This window comes from Labrys methylaminiphilus subsp. lupini (assembly GCF_051161885.1).
GTDB lineage: Bacteria > Pseudomonadota > Alphaproteobacteria > Rhizobiales > Labraceae > Labrys.
Genome location: NZ_JBMDIH010000001.1, coordinates 3,985,054 through 4,005,015, shown reverse-complemented (window position 1 = coordinate 4,005,015; position 19,962 = coordinate 3,985,054). Strand labels below are relative to the sequence as shown.

The following is a 19,962-nucleotide window of genomic DNA, read 5'->3' as shown; positions in this document are numbered from 1 at the left end:
GAAAACAAAATGGGCATATTCGGCGAGCCCATGGCGCTGCGCTATCTGGTCTGGCTGATCCAGGGTTTCGGCATCACTTTGGCTTTATCGTTGGCGGTGTGCATCGCCAGCTCTGCGCTCGGCGTCGTGGTGTGCGGCCTGCAACTCGCCGAAAACCGACTGGCAAGGGCAATTGCGACTGTCTATGTCAGCATCATCCGCAACACGCCGCTGCTCGTGCAGTTGTTCTTCTGGTATTTCGGCGCCTCCGCGCTGATGCCGGCAGGACTGATGACCTGGCTGAACACGCCGCATGTCGTCGAGCTCGGTGTCGTGCGGCTCGGCTGGCCTGCCTTCGAGACGTTGGCGGGCTTCTTTGCCCTGACGCTTTATGCCGGTGCCTATATCGCCGAGGAACTGCGCGCCGGCATCAATGGCGTGGCCCCGGCGCAGCGCGAAACGGCGTTGGCGCTCGGCCTCACGCCGCAGCTCGTTTTCCTCCTGGTGGTGCTGCCCCAGGCGGTCCGCATCGCCTGGCTGCCGATGGTTGGCCAGTATCTCAACACCATCAAGAATTCGTCTCTCACCATGGCAATCGGCCTTGCCGAACTGTCCTATGCGGCGCGCCAGGTCGAGACCGAGACGTTCCTCACCTTCCAGGCCTTCGGCGTGGCGACGCTGCTGTATGTCGGTGCCGTCGCCCTCACCGAAGCGGCGGGCCAAGCCGTGGCGCGCAGCCGCCGCTTCAATGGGGCAGCGGGGCGAGCATGAATTTCGCGGTCGTCTGGGACAATCTCGATTATCTGCTGGTCGGCGCGTGGCCCGTGGGGCCGATCGGCGGATTGGCGCTCACCCTTATCCTGTCGGTGCTCTCGGCTATCGTCTCGGCAGGGCTCGGGTTGGTGCTCGGCATCGCCCTTGCCATGAGCCGGGGGCCGGCGAAGACGGTGCTGGTGGTCGTCATCGGCTTCTTCCGCGCTATTCCGGTGATCATGCTGATCTTCTGGAGCTATTTCCTGCTGCCGATCCTGCTGGGGATTTCGGCGCCCGAGATCGGCACGGTAGTCATGGCCCTGTCGCTGATATCGGGCGCCTACCTTTCCCATGCCGTCGCGGCGGGAATCGGCAGCATCGGCCCCGGCCAATGGGAGGCCGGCCTTGCCCTCGGCCTCGGGCGCTGGCGCATTCTCGGCCTGATCGTCCTGCCGCAGGCGCTGCGCGCCATGGCACCTTCTTTCGTCAATCAGTGGACGGCATTGGTGAAGGATACCTCGCTCGCCTATGTGATCGGCGTGCCGGAGCTTTCCTTCGTCGCGACACAGGTGAACAACAGGGCGATGGTCTATCCAAGCGAGATCTTCCTGTTCGTCGGTGCGGTCTATTGGTGTCTGTGCGCCGCGCTCGATCACCTGGCGACCGTGCTGGCGCGCAGAAGCCGGCCGGTCACGCCAGCCGCGACCCTTGCACCAGCGGCGCGCCCTTGAGGAATTCGGCGGCGCCCATCGGGGTCTTGCCGGCGCGCTGGACCTGGAGAAGGCGGATCGCGCCGGTGCCGCAGGCGACCGTCAATTCGTCGTCGAGCAGCGTGCCGGGCACGCCATAACCCTCGGCGCGCGCGGCGTGCAGCGCTTTCACCCGCTGCGGGCCCTGGCCCCAATCGGCTTCAAACCAGGCGCCGGGGAAGGGAGAAAGACCGCAAATGTGATTATGGACTTCTTCGGCCGGGCGCGACCAGTCGATGCGGGCCTCGGCCTTGTCGATCTTGCGGGCGTAGGTCACGCCCTCTTCGCTCTGGGCCGTGAAGGTGAGCGTGCCGCGCGAGAGGGCGCCGAGCGCCCGGGCCATCAGGTCGGCGCCGAGCAGGGAGAGGCGGTCATGCAACTCGCCGGCCGTCATGTCCGGCTCGATCTCGACGGTGTCAGCCAGCGCGACAGGGCCGGTATCGAGGCCTTCTTCCATGCGCATCACCATCACGCCGGTCTTGCTGTCGCCGGCCATGAGGGCGCGCTGGATCGGCGCGGCACCGCGCCAACGCGGCAGCAGCGAGGCGTGCAAATTGAGGCAGCCTTCCGCCGGGGCCTCCAGGGCCGCCTTGGGCAGGATCAGGCCATAGGCGACCACAACGGCGACATCGGCGCCGAGGCCGGCGAAGGTGGCGATCACCTCCTCGTCGCGGAAGCTCTTGGGCGTGAATACTGGAATGCCGAAGCCTTCGGCCAGTCTGTGCACTGGCGAGGGCGCCAGGGCCATGCCGCGGCCGGCCGGAGCTGGCGGCCGCGTATAGACCGCAACGACCTCGTGGCCCTGGCTGAGGATCTCGGCCAGCACGGGGCGGGCGAAATCCGGCGTGCCCATGAAGACGACGCGCAAGGCCTCAGCCTTCCGCCGGACGGGGAGCTTCGCGCTCGCGCTTTTCCCGCTTGAACTGCGGCAGTTCGCCGGTCTTGACCGCCTTGGTGAACTTGCGGATCACCATGTCGCGCTTGAGCTTGGAAATGTGATCGATGAACAATTCGCCGTTGAGATGGTCGATCTCGTGCTGCAGGCAGGTCGCCATCAGCCCATCGGCCTCCAGTTCGGCTTGTCTGCCCTCGCGGTCGATATAGGCGACGCGCACCGTTGCCGGGCGCTCGACCTCGGCATAATAGTCGGGGATGGAGAGGCACCCTTCCTCGTAGACGCTGCGCTCCTCCGACGACCACACGATCTCCGGATTGATGAAGACATGCGGTTCCGGCGGCTCGTCTTCCTTGGCAAGGTCGATGACCACCAAGCGGCGCGGCACGGCGATCTGAATCGCTGCCAAGCCGATGCCGGGCGCGTCATACATGGTTTCCAGCATGTCGTCGGCGAGCTGGAGCAGTTCCGCATCGACGCGCTCGATCGGCGCGGAGACGAGGCGGAGCTTTGAATCGGGCAGGATGATGATCGGTTTGATGGCCATGTCAGGCAGATAGGATGCCGCGCGCGAGGCGTCAATCCGAAAGCGGGCTGAGACGCTCCTGGGACCGCCGGCATCTCAGCGGCATGCATGCATGTCGCGATTGCCGGCTCTCGGAACCGTTGTGCGCGCGGGAAAGGAAGAGCCGGCAGGGATGCCGGCGGTCCCGGAAGATCCATCGCGAAACGCGTGCTATTCGAGCACGGTCATCACCTGCCCGCGCCGTTCCGGGCTGAAGCGAATGACGACTATGATGCAGACGGCGACGACGCCTGCGAAAAGGGCCAGTGCATAGCCGTAACTGTTGCCGGGCGCTTCGGCGATGCCGGCCTGGTAGGGGCCGCCATAGGACGCAGCGAGATTGCCGGCCTGATAGATGAAGCCGGGTAGCGTCGCCCGCACGGAGCCCGGCGACAGTTCGTTGAGATGCACCGGAATGACGCCCCAGGCGCCCTGCACCGAGATCTGCATGATGAAGGCGCCAATGGCGAGCATCGCGGGCGTGGTGCTATACGCCCACAACGAGAGAGAAGGTAGCGCAATCAAGCAGGCGATGGTGATAGCGTTGACGCGACCGATCCTCTCGGACAAGGCTCCGAAAAATAGGCCGCCGATAATGGCGCCGATATTGGCGACGATCGTAATCCAGCTCACCGTATGAGCATCGAAACCGTGCTGCTTCTTCAGGAAGGTCGGATAGAGATCCTGTGTGCCGTGGCTGAAGAAGTTGAAGAACATCATCAGCACCACGGCATAGAGGGCGATGCCCCAATGCCGGCTTAGAGTTTCCATGAGGCCGGGCTTCGCCTGGTCCTTGGCCTCGGTGAAAGCCGGTGATTCCGGAACATGCGACCGGATGAAGAGCACGATCAGCGCCGGCAGGAAGCTGAGAAGGAACATGGTGCGCCAGCCGACCACATGGCCACCGATGTTCTGGCCGTAGATCAGGCCATAGACGATTGCCGCCAGGAGGTAGCCGGTCGGATAGCCGGCCTGGAGCAGGCCGGAAACCATGCCGCGGGCCGATGGCGGGATCGATTCCATGGCGAGTGAGCTACCGAGGCCCCATTCGCCGCCCATGGCAATGCCGAAGATGGCGCGCAGAATGAGGAACACCATGAGATTGGGCGAAAAGGCCGCCAGGGCACCGATCACCGAATAGCTGACGATGTTGAGCATGAGGATCGGCTTGCGTCCGAATTTGTCAGCGAGCCTGCCGAAGATGAAGGCGCCGATGAAACGGGTCGCCAGGGTGAAGAACAAGGCTTCGGAAACGGCGGGAACGCCGACCTGGAATTCCGCGGCGATATCCGTGAGCAGGAAGGTCAGGAGGAAGAAATCGAAGGCGTCGAGGGTCCAGCCCAGGAAGGAAGCAAGGACAGTCTTTTTCTGCTGTGAACTGAGAGGCAAGCGATTTCTCCCTTATGACCATCGGTTGGCCGCAGGGAAAGGATAGTCTTGGCCATTTCCGCAGCGCCATTTGCTTGGATCGACGCAATGAACGTCGCCAAGGAAGCCCCCCATTGGCCATAGAAGTCCTGAAATCGCCGAAGCGCCACAAAAATATGCTGATTCAACTGATGCGTGTATTTTGAGGGCGGGCCTGGTGTCCAGGTTGAATCCCCCGGGCATCACGCCGTCGTCTTGTCCTCGAACAGGCAGATGTCGCGGATCAGGCAGGCGGGGCAGGCGGGCTTGATCGCCTTGCAGACATAGCGTCCATGCAGGATGAGCCAGTGATGGGCATGGCGCGCATAGGTCGCCGGCACCACCTTCTCCAAGCCCAATTCCACCGCCAGCGGCGTCTTGCCGGGCGCGAGGCCGGTGCGGTTGGCGACCCGGAAGAGATGGGTGTCCACGGCGATGGTCGGCAGGCCGAAAGCGATGTTGAGCACGACATTGGCCGTCTTGCGGCCGACGCCCGGCAGGGTTTCGAGAATCTCGCGGGTGACAGGCACCTCGCCGCCATGCTCGTCCACCAGCAGCCGGGAGAGGGCGATGACGTTCCTGGCCTTGGTGCGGAACAGGCCGATGGTCTTGATATGGCCAATCAGTTGTTCCTCGCCGAGGGCGATCATCTTCTTCGGCGTGTCGGCGATGGCGAACAGCGCCTTGGTCGCCTTGTTGACGCCGACGTCGGTCGCCTGGGCCGAAAGCACCACCGCCACCAGCAGCGTATAGGCGTTGACATAGTCGAGCTCGCCCTTGGGCTCGGGCATTGCCTGCGAAAAGCGCCGGAAGATCTCGGTGATCTCGGACTGCGGCAAAGCTGCGCGCTGGGTGCCGGCGGAGGCTGCGGCGGCATTGGCCTTCGCCTTGGTCCGGCCTGCCGATTTTGTCGCAGGGGAGGCAACGGACAGGGTGGGGATTTGAGTCTGGCGGCGGGGCATGAAAGGCTTATAGTAGGCCGCCATGCAAAGCGCCAACCCGAAAATGCCCCAGGAAAAGCGCCAAGAAGCACCCTTGGAGATATCCTCGGGGGTGGCCTTGGAAGAGCCGGTCTTCGACGCGGTGCTCTACCCGCATCGCTCGCTCGGGCCGCGGGGTTTTCGCAACCTCCTCGTCGTGGTCGGCTTTGCCTCGACGCTGCTCTCCATCCCCTTCTACATGATGGGAGCCTGGCCGGTGGTCGGCTTTTTCGGGCTCGATGTCGGCCTGCTCTATGTGATGTTCAAGCTCAATTATCGGGGGGCCAGGCTGCGCGAACACGTGCTGCTGACGCCAGTCCGGCTGTTGTTCTCGCGCATCGATCCCAAGGGACAGCGCCGGGAGTGGATCTTCAACCCGCGCTGGGTGCGGCTGCAGCGCGACGAGCACGAGGAGTTCGGCGTGATGCGCCTCGCTTTGGTGCAGCGTGGCCGCGAGGTGGAAATCGCCCGCTTCCTCGGTGCTTCCGAGAAGGGCGATTTTGCGGATGCCTTCTCCCGGGCTCTGAACAAGGCCCGGCGCGTCTGACAGCCCCATCGCAGCTTTCGGGTGGGAAGCCCGTTGAAGCAGGTCTATCCAGGGTACAAGTAATTGTGCCTGGAGAGGTTCCATGTCGATAACCCTGCCCGATTTTGCCGAAGTGCCGCTGGCTTCGCCCCTTGCCAATTCGCCCGAGGACTATGATCGCATCCGCAAGGCGGTCGCCTATATCACCAGGAAGGCGCAGCACCAGCCCTCGCTCGAGGACATTGCCGGTCATGTCGGCCTGTCGGTCTCGCATTTCCACCATCTCTTCCGGCGTTGGGCCGGCATCACGCCCAAGGATTTCCTGGCGGCGGTAACGCTCGACCGGGCCCGCGACCTCCTGCGCGACTCCGCCTCGATCCTGGATGCCACCTATGAGCTCGGCCTGTCCGGCCCGGCGCGACTGCATGATCTGTTCGTGACCCATGAGGCGATGACGCCCGGCGCCTTCAAGACTGGCGGGGCGGGCCTGACCATCTCCTATGGCTTCCATCCCTCGCCCTTCGGCACGGCACTGGTGATGGTGGCCCCGCTCGGGCTCGCCGGTGTCGCCTTCGCCGATCCAGGCGAGGAGGCCGTTGCGCTGGCCGATATGCGCAAGCGCTGGCCCAACGCGGAACTGCGCGAGGATTCGATGGTGACGGCGCCCTATGCCGGTCGCATCTTCGATCCGAGCCGCTGGCAGGCCGACAGGCCGCTCAACGTAGTGATGATCGGCACCGATTTCGAAGTCCGCGTCTGGCGTACGCTCTTGAACATCCCGATGGGCCGGGCCACCACCTATGGCGATATCGCCAGCCATATCGGCAATCCCAAGGCCTCGCGTGCCGTGGGCGCGGCGGTGGGCAAGAACCCGCTTTCCTTCGTCGTGCCCTGTCACCGCGTGATCGGTCGCTCCGGCGAATTGACCGGTTATCATTGGGGCCTGACGCGCAAGCAGGCCATGCTGGGCTGGGAAGGCGGACGGGTGCGCAGCGGGGCTGCGTAAAGCACGGAGCGCGGACATCTCAGCCCCATGAAGTCATGGGGCGATGTCCGCGCTCCAAGGCTTATGCCAGGCTGCTGCGGCCGATCTGGTCGATGCGCTCCACCCCGGTCAGGGTCATTGCCACCCGCATTTCCTTGGCGATGATGTCGAGCAGATTCTCGACGCCGGCCTGGCCGGCGCTCGCCAGCGCATAGGCGAAGGCGCGGCCGAGCATGACGCCCTTGGCGCCCAGGGCGAGCATGCGCACCACGTCGAGGCCGGATCGGATGCCTGAGTCGGCCAGCACGGTGAGGTCGCCGCCGACGGCGTCGGCAATCGCCGGCAGGGCGCGGGCGCTGGAGAGCACGCCGTCGAGCTGGCGTCCGCCATGGTTGGAGACCACGATGCCATCGGCCCCGAAGGTGACGGCATCACGGGCATCCTCGGGGTCGAGAATCCCCTTGATGATCATCGGTCCCTTCCAGAATTCGCGGATCCATTCGAGGTCCGACCAACTGATCGAGGGATCGAAATTCTTGGCGAGCCAACCGATATAGTCGGCCAGGCCCGTGGGCTTGCCGAGATAGCGCGAGACGTTGCCGAGATCGTGCGGCTTGCCCATCATCCCGACATCGAGGGCCCATTGCGGCTTGAACATCGACTGCAGGATGCGCCGCTGCGGGCCGAAAGGCCCCGACATGCCCGAATGCGGGTCGCGATAGCGGGCGCCCGGGGTGGGCATGTCGACGGTGAAGACCAGCGTGGTGATGCCGGAGGCCTGGGCGCGCTCCAGGGCGTTCTTCATGAAGCCACGGTCGCGCAGCACATAGAGCTGGAACCAGATTGGGGCAGGGCTTGCCGGTACCACCTCCTCGATCGGGCAGATCGAAACGGTGGAGAGCGTCATGGCGATGCCCTTGGCGGCGGCGGCCTTGGCCACCTGCACCTCGCCGCGGCGCGCCAGCATGCCGGTGATGCCGACCGGGGCGAGGATCACCGGCATGGCGAATTTGCGCCCGAAGATCTCGGTCTCCAGGCTCAGCTTCTCGACATTCTTGAGGATGCGCTGCCTGAGGCTGATCCCTTCGAGATCGCTGACATTGGCCCGCAGCGTGCGCTCGGCATAGGCGCCGCCGTCGACATAGTCGAACATGAAGCGCGGCAGCTTGCGCCTGGCGGCGGCACGATAGTCGGAGGGGGAGGCAATGATCATGATGGTCTTGCAGGCTTCCTGCCCAATGTTGCAACGGGCCGGTCTTCAAACAGGCACGTAGTCTCGTGCAACGATACTTATATCGGCTCTACCTTTGTCATTGCCGGGCGTGACCCGGCAATCCAGTCCTTGTTCCGAGATGGTCAATAAGAGGCGCTGGATGCCCGGGTCAAGCCCGGGCATGACAAGGGTTGGTGCTTCTTTCGTTCCCAATCGAGCAGACGCCGCGATAAGGGCGCACAGGCGGGCACACCGGTTATCCCTTCAGTTCCTGCTTGCTGGCGATCGTGGTGTCCGGGTTCAGGCGGTAGACGATCGGCACGCCGGTATCGAGTTCGCGCTTGACGATCTCCTCGCCCGTCAGACCTTCCAGTGCCATGATCAAAGCGCGCAACGAATTGCCATGGGCGCCGACCAGCACGGTCTTGCCGGCCATCACCTGGGGCTGGATGCGATGGATGTAATAGGGCAGCACGCGCGCCGCCGTGTCCTTCAGGCTCTCGCCGCCGGGCGGCGGCACGTCGTAGGAACGGCGCCAGATATGCACCTGCTCCTCGCCGAACTTCACGCGAGCCTCGTCCTTGTTGAGGCCGGAGAGATCGCCATAGTCGCGCTCGTTGAGCGCCTGGTCGTTGATGGTCTCCAGGCCGTCCTGGCCGAGTTCGCCGAGGATGATCTTGGTGGTGTGCTGGGCGCGCGACAGCACGGAGGTGAAGGCGATGTCGGCCTTGAGCCCGAGAGCCCTGAGACGGCGCCCCGCCTCGTGCGCCTCGGCCACGCCCTTCTCCGTCAGGCCGGGATCACGCCAGCCGGTGAACAGGTTCTTGAGGTTCCAGTCGCTTTGGCCATGGCGGCAGAGCACGAGAGTGGCAGTCATCAAAGGGATCCCGTTTCAGGTCGCAGTAGCGCTGACATAACCGGGATTGCAATTAATTGCACTGGCCGAATGCGCCCTGGATTGGCAAAGTGGACTGGGACTGGCAAAACGGCGAATGTCGACGTTGCCGTCCCGTCGTCGGATCATGACTTTGGCGACGGTCAAACTGATGATCTCGCTGGGTTCCTGTCTTGCGTGACCCCTCATCCCCTCTGCGCTACGGCTGGACCACCGGCGCCTGCGCCGCGGCGGCCGCGAAGGCCGCCTATGCGGCACTGCTCGGCGAGGAGTTTCCCGATCCGGTCGTGATCACGCTGCCGCGGGGCGAGCGACCCGCTTTTACTTTGGCCAGGCATGAACGCGGCGAGGGGTGGGCCTGCGCCACCATCGTCAAGGATGCGGGGGATGATCCCGACGTCACCCACGGCGCCCTGGTCACATCGACGGTTCGTCCGGCTGCGCCGGGGACGGGTGTCACCTTCCGGGCGGGGGAGGGGGTGGGAACCGTCACCCGGCCGGGGCTGCCCCTGCCGGTGGGCGAGCCAGCCATCAATCCCGGGCCGCGCAGCATGATCGCCGCCGCCATTGCCGAAATTGCGGCGGCGCATGGCGCCGCCGGGGATGTCGAGGTGACCGTCGCCATCGCCGATGGAGAGGCGATCGCGCGCAAGACCCTGAACGGCCGGCTCGGCATCGTCGGCGGCCTTTCCGTGCTGGGCACGACCGGCATCGTCGTGCCCTTTTCCTGCTCGGCCTGGATCCATTCGATCCACCGCGGCATCGACGTGGCGCGCGGGGCCGGGCTTGATCATGTCGCCGGCGCCACTGGGGCGGCCTCCGAGGAGGCCGTAGCCAGGCTCTACGGCCTTCCGGAGATCGCGCTCATTGACATGGGGGATTTCGTCGGCGGCATGCTGAAATATCTCAGGGTGCATCCGGTGCTGCGCGTCACCGTGGCCGGTGGCTTTGCCAAGATCACCAAGCTGGGCCAGGGCCTGCTGGATCTCCATTCACGCGCCGGCCCGGTCGATCTGCGCTGGCTGGCGGAGCGGGTGGAGGAACTGGGCGGCGATGGCGAGACGGCCTACCGCGTCTCGCAGGCCAATACCGCGATCGAAGCCCTGGAGATCGCCGGGGAGGCGGGCCTCGATCTGCCGCCTCTGGTGGCTCGTCACGCCCTGCGGACGGCGGCCACCGTGCTGCGCGATGCCGAAATCAGCCTCGACATCGCCATTTTCGGTCGTGATGGGGACTTGCTGGCGCGCGCGGACTGAAATCCGGGTGCACGGGCATCTTGCCCGTTCTTGGAAACACAGCGCTTGCGGGAAGGAAGAACGTGCAAGACGGCCCTGCACCCGCAAATATCGCCTCGTCCCCGCTCAGCCGTGACCCGTATTGGTGGTGATGCAGTTGAGGAATTTCACATAGGAGCCCAGCCCCGTGCGCGGCGCGGGCTGGTGGCGGGAAAAGCAGCGGTCCTGCACCTCGGCGGCGGGCGGAGCGCGCCAGATCCGGCGCAATTGGTTGTAGGACATGATTTCCTGCGTCTCGCAGTTCTGGATCATCACGGGGTTTCCCTTGCCGAGCTGCTGGCAGAACAGCTTGTACTGGTAGACCGGCAAGGTGGTGGCCTGTGCCGGCAGCGCGCTCGCGCAGACGGCGGACAGGCAGAGCAAGAGAGCGGCGAAACCGGACGCCGGACGCTTCATGATGATATTCCTCGACCGAAAGGGCGTAGCCAAAAGGGTGCCTCCAAAAGGGCGCCTCTTGGCCTGCTTACCTTGCTCCCGTTAAAAAATCGTGGCTGAGTCTCGCACTCGAAGGGCCCGGATTGGGCAATGATGGCCGTGCTCTGCCTTCTGAATAGGCTTGCCTAGTTCGAGGGCAAACCGATACGCTGCAGCCATCTCTTGGTTAGGGGTCTCGCCTTGTCGATCGTTGCCGCCCTCTATCACCGCACGACCTACGACTATGACCGTCCGGTGATCCTGTCTCCCCAGATCGTCCGGCTCCGGCCTGCCCCGCATTCTCGAACGCGCATCGTCAGCTACGCGCTGAAGGTCGAGCCTGCCCATCATTTCATCAATTGGCAGCAGGATCCGCACGGCAACTGGCTCGCCCGCTTCGTCTTTCCCGAGCCGGCGACCCGCTTTCAGATCGAGGTCGACCTCGTTGCTGATTTCTCGGTGGTCAATCCCTTCGATTTCTTCGTGGAGGATTACGCCAGCCATCTGCCCTTTGCCTATCCCGCCGAGCTGGCGCATGAGCTTGCGCCCTATCTGGAGATCGAGCCGGCGGGCGAGGGGCTGGCTGCCTTCATGGCCTCGATCGAGATGAAGGGGCTTCAGGTCGTCGACTTCCTGGTCGAGCTCAACCAGCGCCTGCAGCGCGAGGTCGCCTATACCATCCGTATGGAGCCGGGCGTGCAGGCGCCGGAGGAAACGCTGGCCTTGCGCTCGGGCTCCTGCCGAGACAGCGCCTGGCTGCTGGTGCAGGTCCTGCGCCGGCTTGGTCTCGCCGCCCGTTTCGTCTCGGGCTATTCGATCCAGCTCACCCACGATCTCAAGGCGCTCGACGGCCCGCGCGGCGTCGATGCCGATTTCGCTGATCTGCATGCCTGGGCCGAGGTCTATCTGCCGGGCGCGGGCTGGATCGGCATGGATGCCACCTCCGGGCTGCTGACGGGTGAAGGCCATATTCCGCTGGCCGCCACGCCCCATTATGCCTCGGCTGCCCCGATCAGCGGTGCGCTGAGCGCCACCGGGCCGGTCGAGAGCCAGTTCTCCTTCGAGATGCCGGTGCGGCGCATCGCCGAATCCCCGCGCGTGACCTTCCCCTTCTCCGACGAATCCTGGCGCGAACTCGATGCGCTCGGACAGGAGGTCGAAGCCGACCTCGTCAAGCAGGACGTGCGCCTGACGCTGGGGGGTGAGCCCACTTTCGTCTCCATAGACGACTATCAGGGGGAGGAATGGAATACGGGCGCCGTCGGCCCGACCAAGCGCGGTCTCGCCGATACGCTGATCCGCCGCTTGCGCGCGGCCTTTGCGCCCGGGGGCTTCCTGCATTACGGCCAGGGCAAATGGTATCCGGGCGAGTCCCTGCCGCGCTGGGCCTTTTCGCTCTATTGGCGCAAGGACGGCAAACCGATCTGGCAGAATGCCGAGCTCATCGCCCGCGAGCCGAAGCCCGCGAACGGTCCGAACGGCAAGCACCCGATCCGCAAGGTCTTCGATCCCGCGCCGATGCGGATCCTCGCCGAGGGGATGGCCGAACGCCTGGGGATCGAGCCTGCCTATGCAATGCCGGCCTTTGAGGATGCCGCCCACTGGATTCTGCAGGAGGCCCAGCTTCCCGACAATGTCGATCCGATGGAGTCCAAGCTCGCCGATCCCGAGGATCGCGCTCGTATCGCCCGGGTTTTCGATCGCGGCCTCGACCAGCCGGCCGCCTATGTCCTGCCTGTGCAGCGCTGGAACGCCGAACGACGCGATGGCTGGGTCAGCGAACTCTGGCGCATGCGCCGGGGCAAGCTCTTCCTGGTGCCGGGCGATTCCCCCGCCGGCTATCGGCTCCCCTTGTCGAGCCTGCCTCACGTGCCGCCCAAGGCCTTTCCGCATGTGCATCCGGTCGATCCGACGGTGCCGCGCGGCGAATTGCCGGACCGGGCCGAATTGGCGCGTCAGCCGCGGCGGGCCAGCGCAAGCAAGAATGGCAGCCTCCGCCAGCAGGCGCAGGTGGACCAGGAATTCGGCACCGGCGTGGTGCGCACGGCCTTGACCTTCGAGATGCGCGACGGCGTGCTGTGCGTATTCATGCCGCCCGTTGAGAGCATCGAGGACTATCTGGAATTGCTGGCGGTCGCGGAGGAGACGGCCGAGGCCAACGGCCTCACCGTCCACATCGAAGGCTATCCGCCGCCCCATGATCCGCGCATCCAGATGATCAAGGTCACGCCCGATCCCGGCGTGATCGAAGTCAATATCCAGCCCGGCGCCTCCTGGGCCGAGACGGTGGCGATCACCTCCACCATCTATGAGGAGGCCCGGCTCAGCCGGCTCGGGGCGGACAAATTCATGATCGACGGGCGCCATGTCGGGACCGGAGGCGGCAACCATGTCGTGCTCGGCGGCGTCACGCCCGCCGACAGCCCCTTCCTCCGGCGACCCGATTTGCTCAAGAGCATCGTGCTCTACTGGCAGCGCCATCCCTGCCTGTCCTATATGTTCTCGGGCCTGTTCATCGGACCAACCAGCCAGGCCCCGCGCATCGACGAGGCGCGGCATGATAGCCTCTACGAACTCGAGATCGCCATGGAGCGGGTACGCGGACCGCATGGCGGCAATTCCGCCGGTCGTTCCGCTGACGACCTGCCGCCACCCTGGCTGGTCGACCGTCTCTTCCGCAACCTGCTGGTCGACGTCTCCGGCAACACGCATCGTGCTGAAATCTGCATCGACAAGCTCTATTCGCCGGATTCCGCCACCGGCCGGCTTGGCCTGATCGAGTTTCGCTCCTTCGAGATGCCGCCGGACTACCGCATGTCGCTGGCCCAGCAATTGCTGTTGCGGGCGCTGGTCGCCTGGTTCTGGCGCGAGCCGCAGGAAGGTTCCTTCGTGCGCTGGGGCACCCAGTTGCATGATCGCTTCATGCTGCCCCATTTCGTCTGGGCCGATTTCCAGGACGTGCTCGCCGATCTCGCCCGCGCCGGTTACGCCTTCGATCCGGTCTGGTATCAGGCGCAGCTCGAATTCCGCTTCCCGTTCTACGGCAAGGTCGATTATGAAGGGGTTGGTCTGGAAGTGCGTCAGGCCCTCGAACCCTGGCATGTGCTGGGCGAGGAAGGCCTTGCCGGGGGGACGGTACGATACGTGGATAGTTCAACCGAGCGGCTGCAGGTCAAGGTCGAAGGCTTCAATCCCGCCCGCCATGTCATCGCCTGCAATGGTCGGCGCTTGCCGATGAACGCCACCGGCCGAGCCGGAGAAGCCGTGGCCGGCCTGCGCTTCAAGGCTTGGCAACCCGCCTCCGGCCTGCATCCGACCATTCCGGTGCATGCGCCGCTGACCTTCGATGTCATCGATACCTGGTCGAACCGTTCGCTCGGCGGCTGCACCTATCACGTCGCCCATCCCGGCGGGCGCAATTACGAAACCTTCCCGGTCAACGCCTACGAGGCGCAGGCCCGGCGGCTCGCCCGCTTCGAGCCCATCGGGCACAGCCCTGGCTGGCCGGCGGTTCCGCCCGAGGAAAGCAAGGGGGAGTTTCCCTTCACCCTCGACCTGCGCAGGGCAGCGCGATGAGAGGGGCGGCGGACCCATCGATGCATATCTACGCCGGCAAGATTGGGGCGGTTTCCCATGTCCCGCTGTGGGAGAATGGGTCTTGTTCTGACAGGCTGACCTTGCCGACCCGCATCCACTCTCCTGGGCTGCCCTGATGCTCGCCAGGTCTCGCAACCCCGGCCTGCGTTCCTTGCTTGCGGACTACCGGCCGCTGCCGGGGGTCGCCGACGAGTTGATGACGGCGGCGGGGGAAGTGCGTCCGCATTGGTTGCCGGTGCTGAACGAGATAGCCCGCTATAGGGCGGCCGTCGTCTCGCAGCGCTTTGCGGTTGCCGATCGCCAGATCAAGAATTCGGGCGTCTATTATCGCGTCTACGACACGCCCGACGGACGCGACCGGCCCTGGCCGCTTGCCCATGTGCCGCTGGTGATCCCCGATGCCGAGTGGCGTGGCATCGAGGCGGGCATCGCGCAGCGCGCACAACTGCTCGAAACCGTGTTGTCGGATCTCTACGGCCCGGCCACTCTGGTGCGAGACGGTGCGCTGCCGGCGGCCGTGATTGCGGGCAATCCCGACTTCCAGCGTGCCGTGGCTGGCGGCACGCCGCTCGGCGGCGAGCATCTGGTCATCTATGCCGCCGATCTCGGCCGGGGCCCCGACGGAAGCTGGTGGGTGCTCAAGGACCGTGCCCAGGCGCCTTCCGGCATGGGATACGCGCTGGAAAACCGGCTCGCCATCTCAGCCGCGCTGCCCGCCCTTTATCGCGACATGCAGGTCGAGCGGCTGGCGGGTTTCTTCCAGGCCATGCGCTCGACCCTTGCGACCAAGGCCGGGCGGGAGGGCTCCCGTATCGGCCTGCTGACGCCGGGGCCGGCCAACGAGACCTATTTCGAGCACGCCTATCTCGCCCGTTATCTCGGACTCCTCCTGGTGGAGGGCGCCGATCTCACCGTGCAGGATGGCAGTGTCTATGTCCGCACCATCGAGGGGTTGAAGCGCATCGATGCGCTCGTGCGCCGCCTCGATGCTGATTTCGCCGATCCGCTCGAGCTCAATGCCGGCTCGCGCCTGGGCGTGCCGGGTCTGGTGCAGGCCGTCAGGAAGGGCTCGGTGGCCCTGGCCAACAGCCTGGGTGCCGGCCTGGTGGAGGCCCCGGCCATGCTGGCTTTCATGCCGGCCCTGGCGCGCCGGCTCACCGGCAGCGACCTCATCCTGCCGAATGTCGCCACCTGGTGGTGCGGCGAGGCCGGCGCGCGCGAGGAGGCCCTGGGCGATTTCGAGCAATTGGCCGTACTGCCGGCCTTCACGCGCGAGGTTGCCGGCCTGACGCGCGGCGGCGCGAGCGTCGTGGCCGATCAGGACGCGGCGGGCCAGGCACACCTGCGCGAGGTCGTGAAGGCTCATCCTCTCGAAGTGGTGGCGCAGGAAGTGGTCAGGCTCTCCACCATGCCGGTCTGGAACGGCAAGCGCCTGGAGCCGCATCCCTTCACCCTGCGGGTCTATGCGGTCGCGACGTCGGAGGGCTGGAAGGTGATGCGCGGCGGCTTTTGCCGCGTGGGCGACAGCAATGATCCACGTGCCCTGTCGATGCAGCATGGCGGGCGCTCGGCCGACGTCTGGGTGACGTCGGAACGGCCGGTCGATCATGTCAGCCTGCTGCCGGTGCCGGGCAAGGTTGCGATCAAGCGCAGCCTCGGCCATTTGCCGAGCCGGGCGGCCGACAATCTGTTCTGGCTTGGGCGCTATCTCGAGCGTGCCGAAGCGACTCTACGTGTTGTACGAGCCGTCGGCGAGATCGCGGCGGAGGCGGACGAAGAGGTTGCCGCGGCCACGCAGCGCCTCACCGATCTGCTGATTGCCTGGGGGGCGGCGGCCAAGAGCGAGAAGCCGGAAGTGTCCGGTGGCCGCAGGGGCGGCAAGGTTGCCGTCGAGCCCGTTGCGACCGCTGAAGACATTCTGCGGGACGTGCTGGATGGCGATGAATCTGGCGGCATGCCAGCGTTGATCGGCGCGGCGGCGCGCACGGCATCCGCCATTCGCGAGAGGCTGTCGCGCGACGCCACACAGGCCATCGCCAACCTCGACGCTATGGTCGTGGGGGACCGCAGCCTGCCTTCCGCCGACCGGGCGGATCGCTATCTCCACACGCTGGCGGCCTTGTCGGGCCTCGCGCATGAGAACATGAACCAGCTCTCGGGCTGGCGCTTCCTGCGCATCGGGCACCATATCGAACGTGCCATCCAGACCTGCCGGCTCATCCGCCGCTTGGGCGACGAGAGCGCCAGTGCCGACATGCTCGATGCCTTGCTGCGCGTGACGGACAGCCGCATCACCTATCGGGCCCGCTATCTGATGGGAACGTTGCGCTTGCCGGTGGTCGACCTCGTCCTGCTCGATGACGGCAATCCGCGTTCGGTCGCCTATCAGGTCATTCACGCCGCCGAGCATCTGGCGGCCCTGCCGCGCACCTATCGGGACGGCGAGGTGGATGCGCTCACCCGCACCATCCGCCTGATGCGAGCCGAGATCGAGACCACGCAGGCGGCCGATGTCGACGACCGCATGATTCTCGGCTTCGAGAACCGGCTGCTCGCGCTGTCCTCGGACCTGTCAGCCCGCTATTTCAACCAGGACGAAGCCATGGCCGAAACCGCCGAGGGGCTGGGGTAATGGTGGAGCAGGGCCAGGCGTGCAAGAATGTAGCGCGACGCCTGACGTTGCGTCCCTCCGCGAAATCTGTCGGCTGAGGCGGCTCGTGCTCTATCTCATTCGCCACACCACGACCTATCTCTACCGGACCGAGGTCGCGGCGGCTCGCTGCACGCTGCATCTCCAGCCCGAGAGCGGCGGCAATCAGCGGGTGTTCTCGGCCCAGCTCACCATCACGCCCAAGCCGCTGGAGCAGACCGACGCCGTCGACTTCTTCGGCAATCACACCACGCATGTCCGCTTTGCCGGCGCAGCCACCCGGCACCGTTTCGAATCGCGTGTGCGTATCGAGGTCCAGCCGCGCGAAATGCCCCATGCCTTGCTGACCCCGTCCTGGGGTGAGGTCAGCCAGAGTGCACTGCTCGTGCCAGACTTCGGCGGCTCGGCGCCGGCGCATTATCTTTTCACCAGCCGTTATGTGCCGCTGCTCGCCGAGGCCCGCGATTATGCGCTTGCCTCCTTCGAGCCGGGGCGGCCGGTGCTCGACGGGGCCGTCGAGATGATGAAACGCATCCATCGCGATTTCGTCTACGACCCCAACGCCACCGATATTTCCACCCCGCTCGACGTGGTTGCCCGCACGCGCCACGGCGTTTGCCAGGACTTCGCGCATTGGATGCTGGCGGGCTTGCGCGCGATTGGTATTCCCGCGGCCTATGTTTCAGGCTATCTGCGAACCCATCCGCCGCCCGGTCAGGAGAGGCTGGTGGGTGCGGATGCCAGTCATGCCTGGGTTTCGGTATGGTGCGGCGCCGGGCTCGGCTGGGTCGATCTCGACCCGACCAATGCGGTGCCGGCAGGCGAAGACCATGTCCGCGTCGCCGTCGGGCGTGACTACGCCGACGTCGCCCCGGTGGATGGCGTCGTCGTCGCTTCGGCCGGCCATAGCCTGCGCGTCTCGGTGGATGTCGCGCCTTTAGGATGATCGAAATGACTGCCAGGATCGGAATTCTGACCATCTCGGATCGCGCCAGCGCCGGGATCTACGAGGACAAGAGCGGTCCCGCCATCGCCGGCTTTCTACAGCGCGTGCTGACCTCGCCCTGGGAAGCCGTGGTGCGGGTCATCGCCGACGAGCAGGACCTGATCGAACGGACGCTGGTCGAGCTTGCCGACGAGGAAGGGTGCTGCCTGGTCTGCACCACCGGCGGCACGGGTCCGGCCCGTCGCGACGTCACGCCCGAGGCCACCGAGGCCGTGTGCGCCAAGATGATGCCGGGCTTTGGCGAGCTGATGCGCCAGGAAAGCCTGAAATATGTGCCGACGGCCATTCTCTCGCGCCAGACCGCAGGCATCCGCGGCCAGACGCTGATGGTCAACCTGCCGGGCAAGCCGGCCTCGATCGAGCAATGCCTCACAGCGGTTTTCCCCGCTATTCCCTATTGCATCGACCTGATCGAGGGCCCGCGGCTGGAGACGGATCCGGCGGTGTGCAAGGCATTCAGGCCGGGTGGCTGATCGGAAGGCAGGGCGTCAAGCAAGGAACAAGGCTATGTTCAGTCATGTCACGGTCGGTGTCGCCGATCTCGAGCGCGCCGCTCGCTTCTACGATGCCCTGTTGGCGCCGCTCGGTCTGCGCCAGCGTCCCGTCACGGCGGACGATGGCCCAGCCGCCCGCTGCTGGATCGACCCCACCAGGCCTTTGCCGCGCTTTTATGCCTATAACCCGTTCAACCGGCATCCCGCCACGGCCGGCAATGGCAGCATGGTCGCCTTCCAGGCAGTCTCGCCCGAGGCTGTCGACGCCGCCTATGCGGGTGGCATGACGGCCGGCGGCGTCGACGAGGGTCAGCCCGGCGAGAGGCCGCATTATGGCAAGGGCTATTATGGCGCCTATCTGCGCGATCCCGATGGCAACAAGATCCACATTGTCTATCGTGGCGATTTGATCGCGTCCTAGAGAAAATTGCGATTCGAAGAGATCGCAGTTTTCTCTAATTCCTTGTTTTGGCGCATTTTCTTAATCGAAAAGTCGATCAACTTTTCTCGAAAATGCTTTGATCGCCCGGAGCAATAGTCGTGTTCAAGCCGCATGCGGGGCCGGGGCCCATCCGGATCGATTTCCTGCTGGTCCCGCAATTTTCGATGATGGCGTTCTCCGCCGCCGTCGAGCCGCTGCGCGTCGCCAACCGCATGGCCAGGCGACAGGTCTTCGACTGGCGGGCCTGGTCGATGGACGGCGAGCCCGTCAAGGCTTCCAATGGCTGGCCGATCCCGGTGGGCGGGGCGCTGCCTGCCAGTGGTGACATTCCTACTCTGATCGTCTGCTCCAGCTTCGAGCCGGAGCATTATGCCAGCAAGGCGATGCTGGCGCGCCTGCGCCATCTCGCCCGCCGCGGCACCGAGATCGGCGCGCTCGATACCGGGGCCTGGATCCTGGCTGCCGCCGGCTTGCTCAGTGGCGGCAAGGTCACCATGCATTGGGAGGCTGCGCCCGGCTTTGCCGAGGCCTTTCCCGACATCGAGATCAGCGAGGCGCTGTTCGAGGTGTCGGCCAAGCATTTCACCTGTGCCGGCGGCACGGCGGCCCTCGACCTGATGCTCGACATGATCGCCCGCCAATATGGGCAGGCGCTGGCGGTGGCGGTGTCCGAGCAGTTCATCCATGACAGGTTGCGCCCACGCCATGACCGCCAGCGCATGAGCCTGCCCAAGCGCCTGGGCGTCGCCAATGGCAAGTTGATCCGCGTGGTGGCGGCAATGGAGGCCAATCTGGAGGCGCCGCTCGACGCCAAGGCGCTTGCGGCCCTCTCGGGTGTCTCGGCCCGCCAGCTCGAGCGCCTGTTTCGGGCCGAACTCAAGGATTCGCCGGCCAACTATTATCTGCACCTGCGGTTGCAGCGCGCCCGCCTGCTGTTGCGCCAGACCGACATGAGCGTGATGGAGATCGCCATGGCCTGCGGCTATTCCTCCGCATCCTGTCTTTCGCGATCTTATCGCGCGCATTTTGCGGTGACACCGCGCGAGGACCGGCGGGAAGGCGAGAACCCGGGGGTCCAAAAGCGCGGCTGATGCGAAATCGCAGGCATTGCCGGCCG

At 65.4% G+C, this 19,962-nt stretch carries 18 protein-coding genes; 11 read left to right on the top strand and 7 right to left on the bottom strand.

Features of this window, described 5'->3' with window-relative positions; translation table 11 throughout:
- The first annotated feature begins 9 nt into the window (after nt 1-9).
- Both ACN6KF_RS18940 and ACN6KF_RS18935 read left to right on the top strand, forming a co-directional pair.
- Nucleotides 10-750, top strand: a complete 741-nt coding sequence (locus ACN6KF_RS18940; protein ID WP_434958333.1) for an amino acid ABC transporter permease — start codon at nt 10-12, stop codon at nt 748-750.
- A complete protein-coding gene (locus tag ACN6KF_RS18935; protein ID WP_434958332.1) occupies nt 747-1,463 on the top strand; it encodes an amino acid ABC transporter permease in 717 nt (238 codons plus the stop codon). The genes ACN6KF_RS18940 and ACN6KF_RS18935 overlap by 4 nt, the downstream gene beginning before the upstream one ends.
- On the opposite strand, the gene fmt is transcribed toward ACN6KF_RS18935, so the two are convergent.
- The 4 genes from fmt to nth form a co-directional block, all read right to left on the bottom strand.
- Nucleotides 1,423-2,334: a methionyl-tRNA formyltransferase gene (gene fmt, locus ACN6KF_RS18930; protein WP_434959707.1), complete on the bottom strand. Its 912-nt coding sequence runs from the start codon at nt 2,332-2,334 to the stop codon at nt 1,423-1,425. The two genes, ACN6KF_RS18935 and fmt, sit on opposite strands and share 41 nt — an antisense overlap.
- Before the next feature lie 19 nt (nt 2,335-2,353).
- On the bottom strand, nt 2,354-2,923 hold the full coding sequence (gene def / locus ACN6KF_RS18925) for a peptide deformylase (RefSeq protein WP_434958331.1): 570 nt from the start codon (nt 2,921-2,923) through the stop codon (nt 2,354-2,356).
- A 189-nt stretch (nt 2,924-3,112) separates the two neighbouring features.
- Nucleotides 3,113-4,330 (bottom strand): MFS transporter, encoded by a 1,218-nt coding sequence (locus tag ACN6KF_RS18920; RefSeq protein ID WP_434958330.1) that lies wholly within the window; start codon nt 4,328-4,330, stop codon nt 3,113-3,115.
- Nucleotides 4,331-4,551: 221 nt separating this feature from the next.
- Nucleotides 4,552-5,334 carry an endonuclease III gene (nth, locus tag ACN6KF_RS18915; protein ID WP_434958329.1) on the bottom strand — a complete coding sequence of 261 codons (783 nt, stop codon included), beginning with the start codon at nt 5,332-5,334 and terminating at the stop codon, nt 4,552-4,554.
- A 49-nt stretch (nt 5,335-5,383) separates the two neighbouring features.
- Here nth and ACN6KF_RS18910 point away from each other — a divergent pair, with 49 nt between their 5' ends.
- Together ACN6KF_RS18910 and ACN6KF_RS18905 are read left to right on the top strand one after the other, a co-directional pair.
- Complete coding sequence (locus ACN6KF_RS18910) at nt 5,384-5,875, top strand: DUF2244 domain-containing protein (protein WP_434958328.1); 492 nt, start codon at nt 5,384-5,386, stop codon at nt 5,873-5,875.
- Nucleotides 5,876-5,957: 82 nt separating this feature from the next.
- A complete protein-coding gene (locus ACN6KF_RS18905; RefSeq protein WP_434958327.1) occupies nt 5,958-6,860 on the top strand; it encodes a methylated-DNA--[protein]-cysteine S-methyltransferase in 903 nt (300 codons plus the stop codon).
- Between the two features lie 61 nt (nt 6,861-6,921).
- Here the strand turns inward: ACN6KF_RS18905 and lldD are convergent, their stop codons facing one another.
- Together lldD and ACN6KF_RS18895 are read right to left on the bottom strand one after the other, a co-directional pair.
- Nucleotides 6,922-8,052 carry an FMN-dependent L-lactate dehydrogenase LldD gene (gene lldD, locus ACN6KF_RS18900; RefSeq protein WP_434958326.1) on the bottom strand — a complete coding sequence of 377 codons (1,131 nt, stop codon included), beginning with the start codon at nt 8,050-8,052 and terminating at the stop codon, nt 6,922-6,924.
- A 256-nt stretch (nt 8,053-8,308) separates the two neighbouring features.
- Nucleotides 8,309-8,929, bottom strand: coding sequence for a 2,3-bisphosphoglycerate-dependent phosphoglycerate mutase (locus ACN6KF_RS18895; protein WP_434958325.1), 621 nt, complete (start codon nt 8,927-8,929; stop codon nt 8,309-8,311).
- Between the two features lie 191 nt (nt 8,930-9,120).
- Here ACN6KF_RS18895 and ACN6KF_RS18890 point away from each other — a divergent pair, with 191 nt between their 5' ends.
- A complete protein-coding gene (locus tag ACN6KF_RS18890; RefSeq protein WP_434958324.1) occupies nt 9,121-10,203 on the top strand; it encodes a cobalt-precorrin-5B (C(1))-methyltransferase in 1,083 nt (360 codons plus the stop codon).
- A 105-nt stretch (nt 10,204-10,308) separates the two neighbouring features.
- Here ACN6KF_RS18890 and ACN6KF_RS18885 read toward each other — a convergent pair whose 3' ends face one another.
- On the bottom strand, nt 10,309-10,638 hold the full coding sequence (locus ACN6KF_RS18885; RefSeq protein WP_434958323.1) for a hypothetical protein: 330 nt from the start codon (nt 10,636-10,638) through the stop codon (nt 10,309-10,311).
- Between the two features lie 219 nt (nt 10,639-10,857).
- Between ACN6KF_RS18885 and ACN6KF_RS18880 the strand changes: the two genes are divergently transcribed.
- From ACN6KF_RS18880 to ACN6KF_RS18855, 6 genes are all read left to right on the top strand, one after another.
- On the top strand, nt 10,858-14,232 hold the full coding sequence (locus tag ACN6KF_RS18880; RefSeq protein WP_434958322.1) for a transglutaminase family protein: 3,375 nt from the start codon (nt 10,858-10,860) through the stop codon (nt 14,230-14,232).
- Nucleotides 14,233-14,368: 136 nt separating this feature from the next.
- The gene (locus ACN6KF_RS18875; protein WP_434958321.1) at nt 14,369-16,885 is read left to right on the top strand and encodes a circularly permuted type 2 ATP-grasp protein; all 2,517 of its coding nucleotides are present in this window, start codon (nt 14,369-14,371) and stop codon (nt 16,883-16,885) included.
- Between the two features lie 85 nt (nt 16,886-16,970).
- Entirely contained in the window at nt 16,971-17,849 is an 879-nt protein-coding gene (locus ACN6KF_RS18870; protein WP_434958320.1) for a transglutaminase family protein, read from the top strand.
- Nucleotides 17,850-17,854: 5 nt separating this feature from the next.
- Nucleotides 17,855-18,382, top strand: coding sequence for a molybdopterin adenylyltransferase (gene mog, locus ACN6KF_RS18865; protein WP_434958319.1), 528 nt, complete (start codon nt 17,855-17,857; stop codon nt 18,380-18,382).
- 34 nt (nt 18,383-18,416) lie between these two features.
- Nucleotides 18,417-18,824: a VOC family protein gene (locus ACN6KF_RS18860; protein ID WP_434958318.1), complete on the top strand. Its 408-nt coding sequence runs from the start codon at nt 18,417-18,419 to the stop codon at nt 18,822-18,824.
- 119 nt (nt 18,825-18,943) lie between these two features.
- Nucleotides 18,944-19,936, top strand: coding sequence for a GlxA family transcriptional regulator (locus tag ACN6KF_RS18855; protein ID WP_434958317.1), 993 nt, complete (start codon nt 18,944-18,946; stop codon nt 19,934-19,936).
- The last annotated feature ends 26 nt before the right edge of the window (nt 19,937-19,962 follow it).

Excerpts from the sequence above, each read along its gene's own strand:
- ACN6KF_RS18895 (WP_434958325.1), bottom strand. The coding sequence starts at position 8,929 with ATGACTGCCACTCTCGTGCTCTGCCGCCATGGCCAAAGCGACTGGAAC.
- ACN6KF_RS18905 (WP_434958327.1), top strand. The coding sequence starts at position 5,958 with ATGTCGATAACCCTGCCCGATTTTGCCGAAGTGCCGCTGGCTTCGCCC.
- ACN6KF_RS18860 (WP_434958318.1), top strand. The coding sequence starts at position 18,417 with ATGTTCAGTCATGTCACGGTCGGTGTCGCCGATCTCGAGCGCGCCGCT.
- lldD (WP_434958326.1), bottom strand. The coding sequence starts at position 8,052 with ATGATCATTGCCTCCCCCTCCGACTATCGTGCCGCCGCCAGGCGCAAG.
- fmt (WP_434959707.1), bottom strand. The coding sequence starts at position 2,334 with ATGGGCACGCCGGATTTCGCCCGCCCCGTGCTGGCCGAGATCCTCAGC.
- def (WP_434958331.1), bottom strand. The coding sequence starts at position 2,923 with ATGGCCATCAAACCGATCATCATCCTGCCCGATTCAAAGCTCCGCCTC.
- ACN6KF_RS18875 (WP_434958321.1), top strand. The coding sequence starts at position 14,369 with ATGCTCGCCAGGTCTCGCAACCCCGGCCTGCGTTCCTTGCTTGCGGAC.
- ACN6KF_RS18935 (WP_434958332.1), top strand. The coding sequence starts at position 747 with ATGAATTTCGCGGTCGTCTGGGACAATCTCGATTATCTGCTGGTCGGC.
- nth (WP_434958329.1), bottom strand. The coding sequence starts at position 5,334 with ATGGCGGCCTACTATAAGCCTTTCATGCCCCGCCGCCAGACTCAAATC.
- mog (WP_434958319.1), top strand. The coding sequence starts at position 17,855 with ATGACTGCCAGGATCGGAATTCTGACCATCTCGGATCGCGCCAGCGCC.
- ACN6KF_RS18885 (WP_434958323.1), bottom strand. The coding sequence starts at position 10,638 with ATGAAGCGTCCGGCGTCCGGTTTCGCCGCTCTCTTGCTCTGCCTGTCC.
- ACN6KF_RS18940 (WP_434958333.1), top strand. The coding sequence starts at position 10 with ATGGGCATATTCGGCGAGCCCATGGCGCTGCGCTATCTGGTCTGGCTG.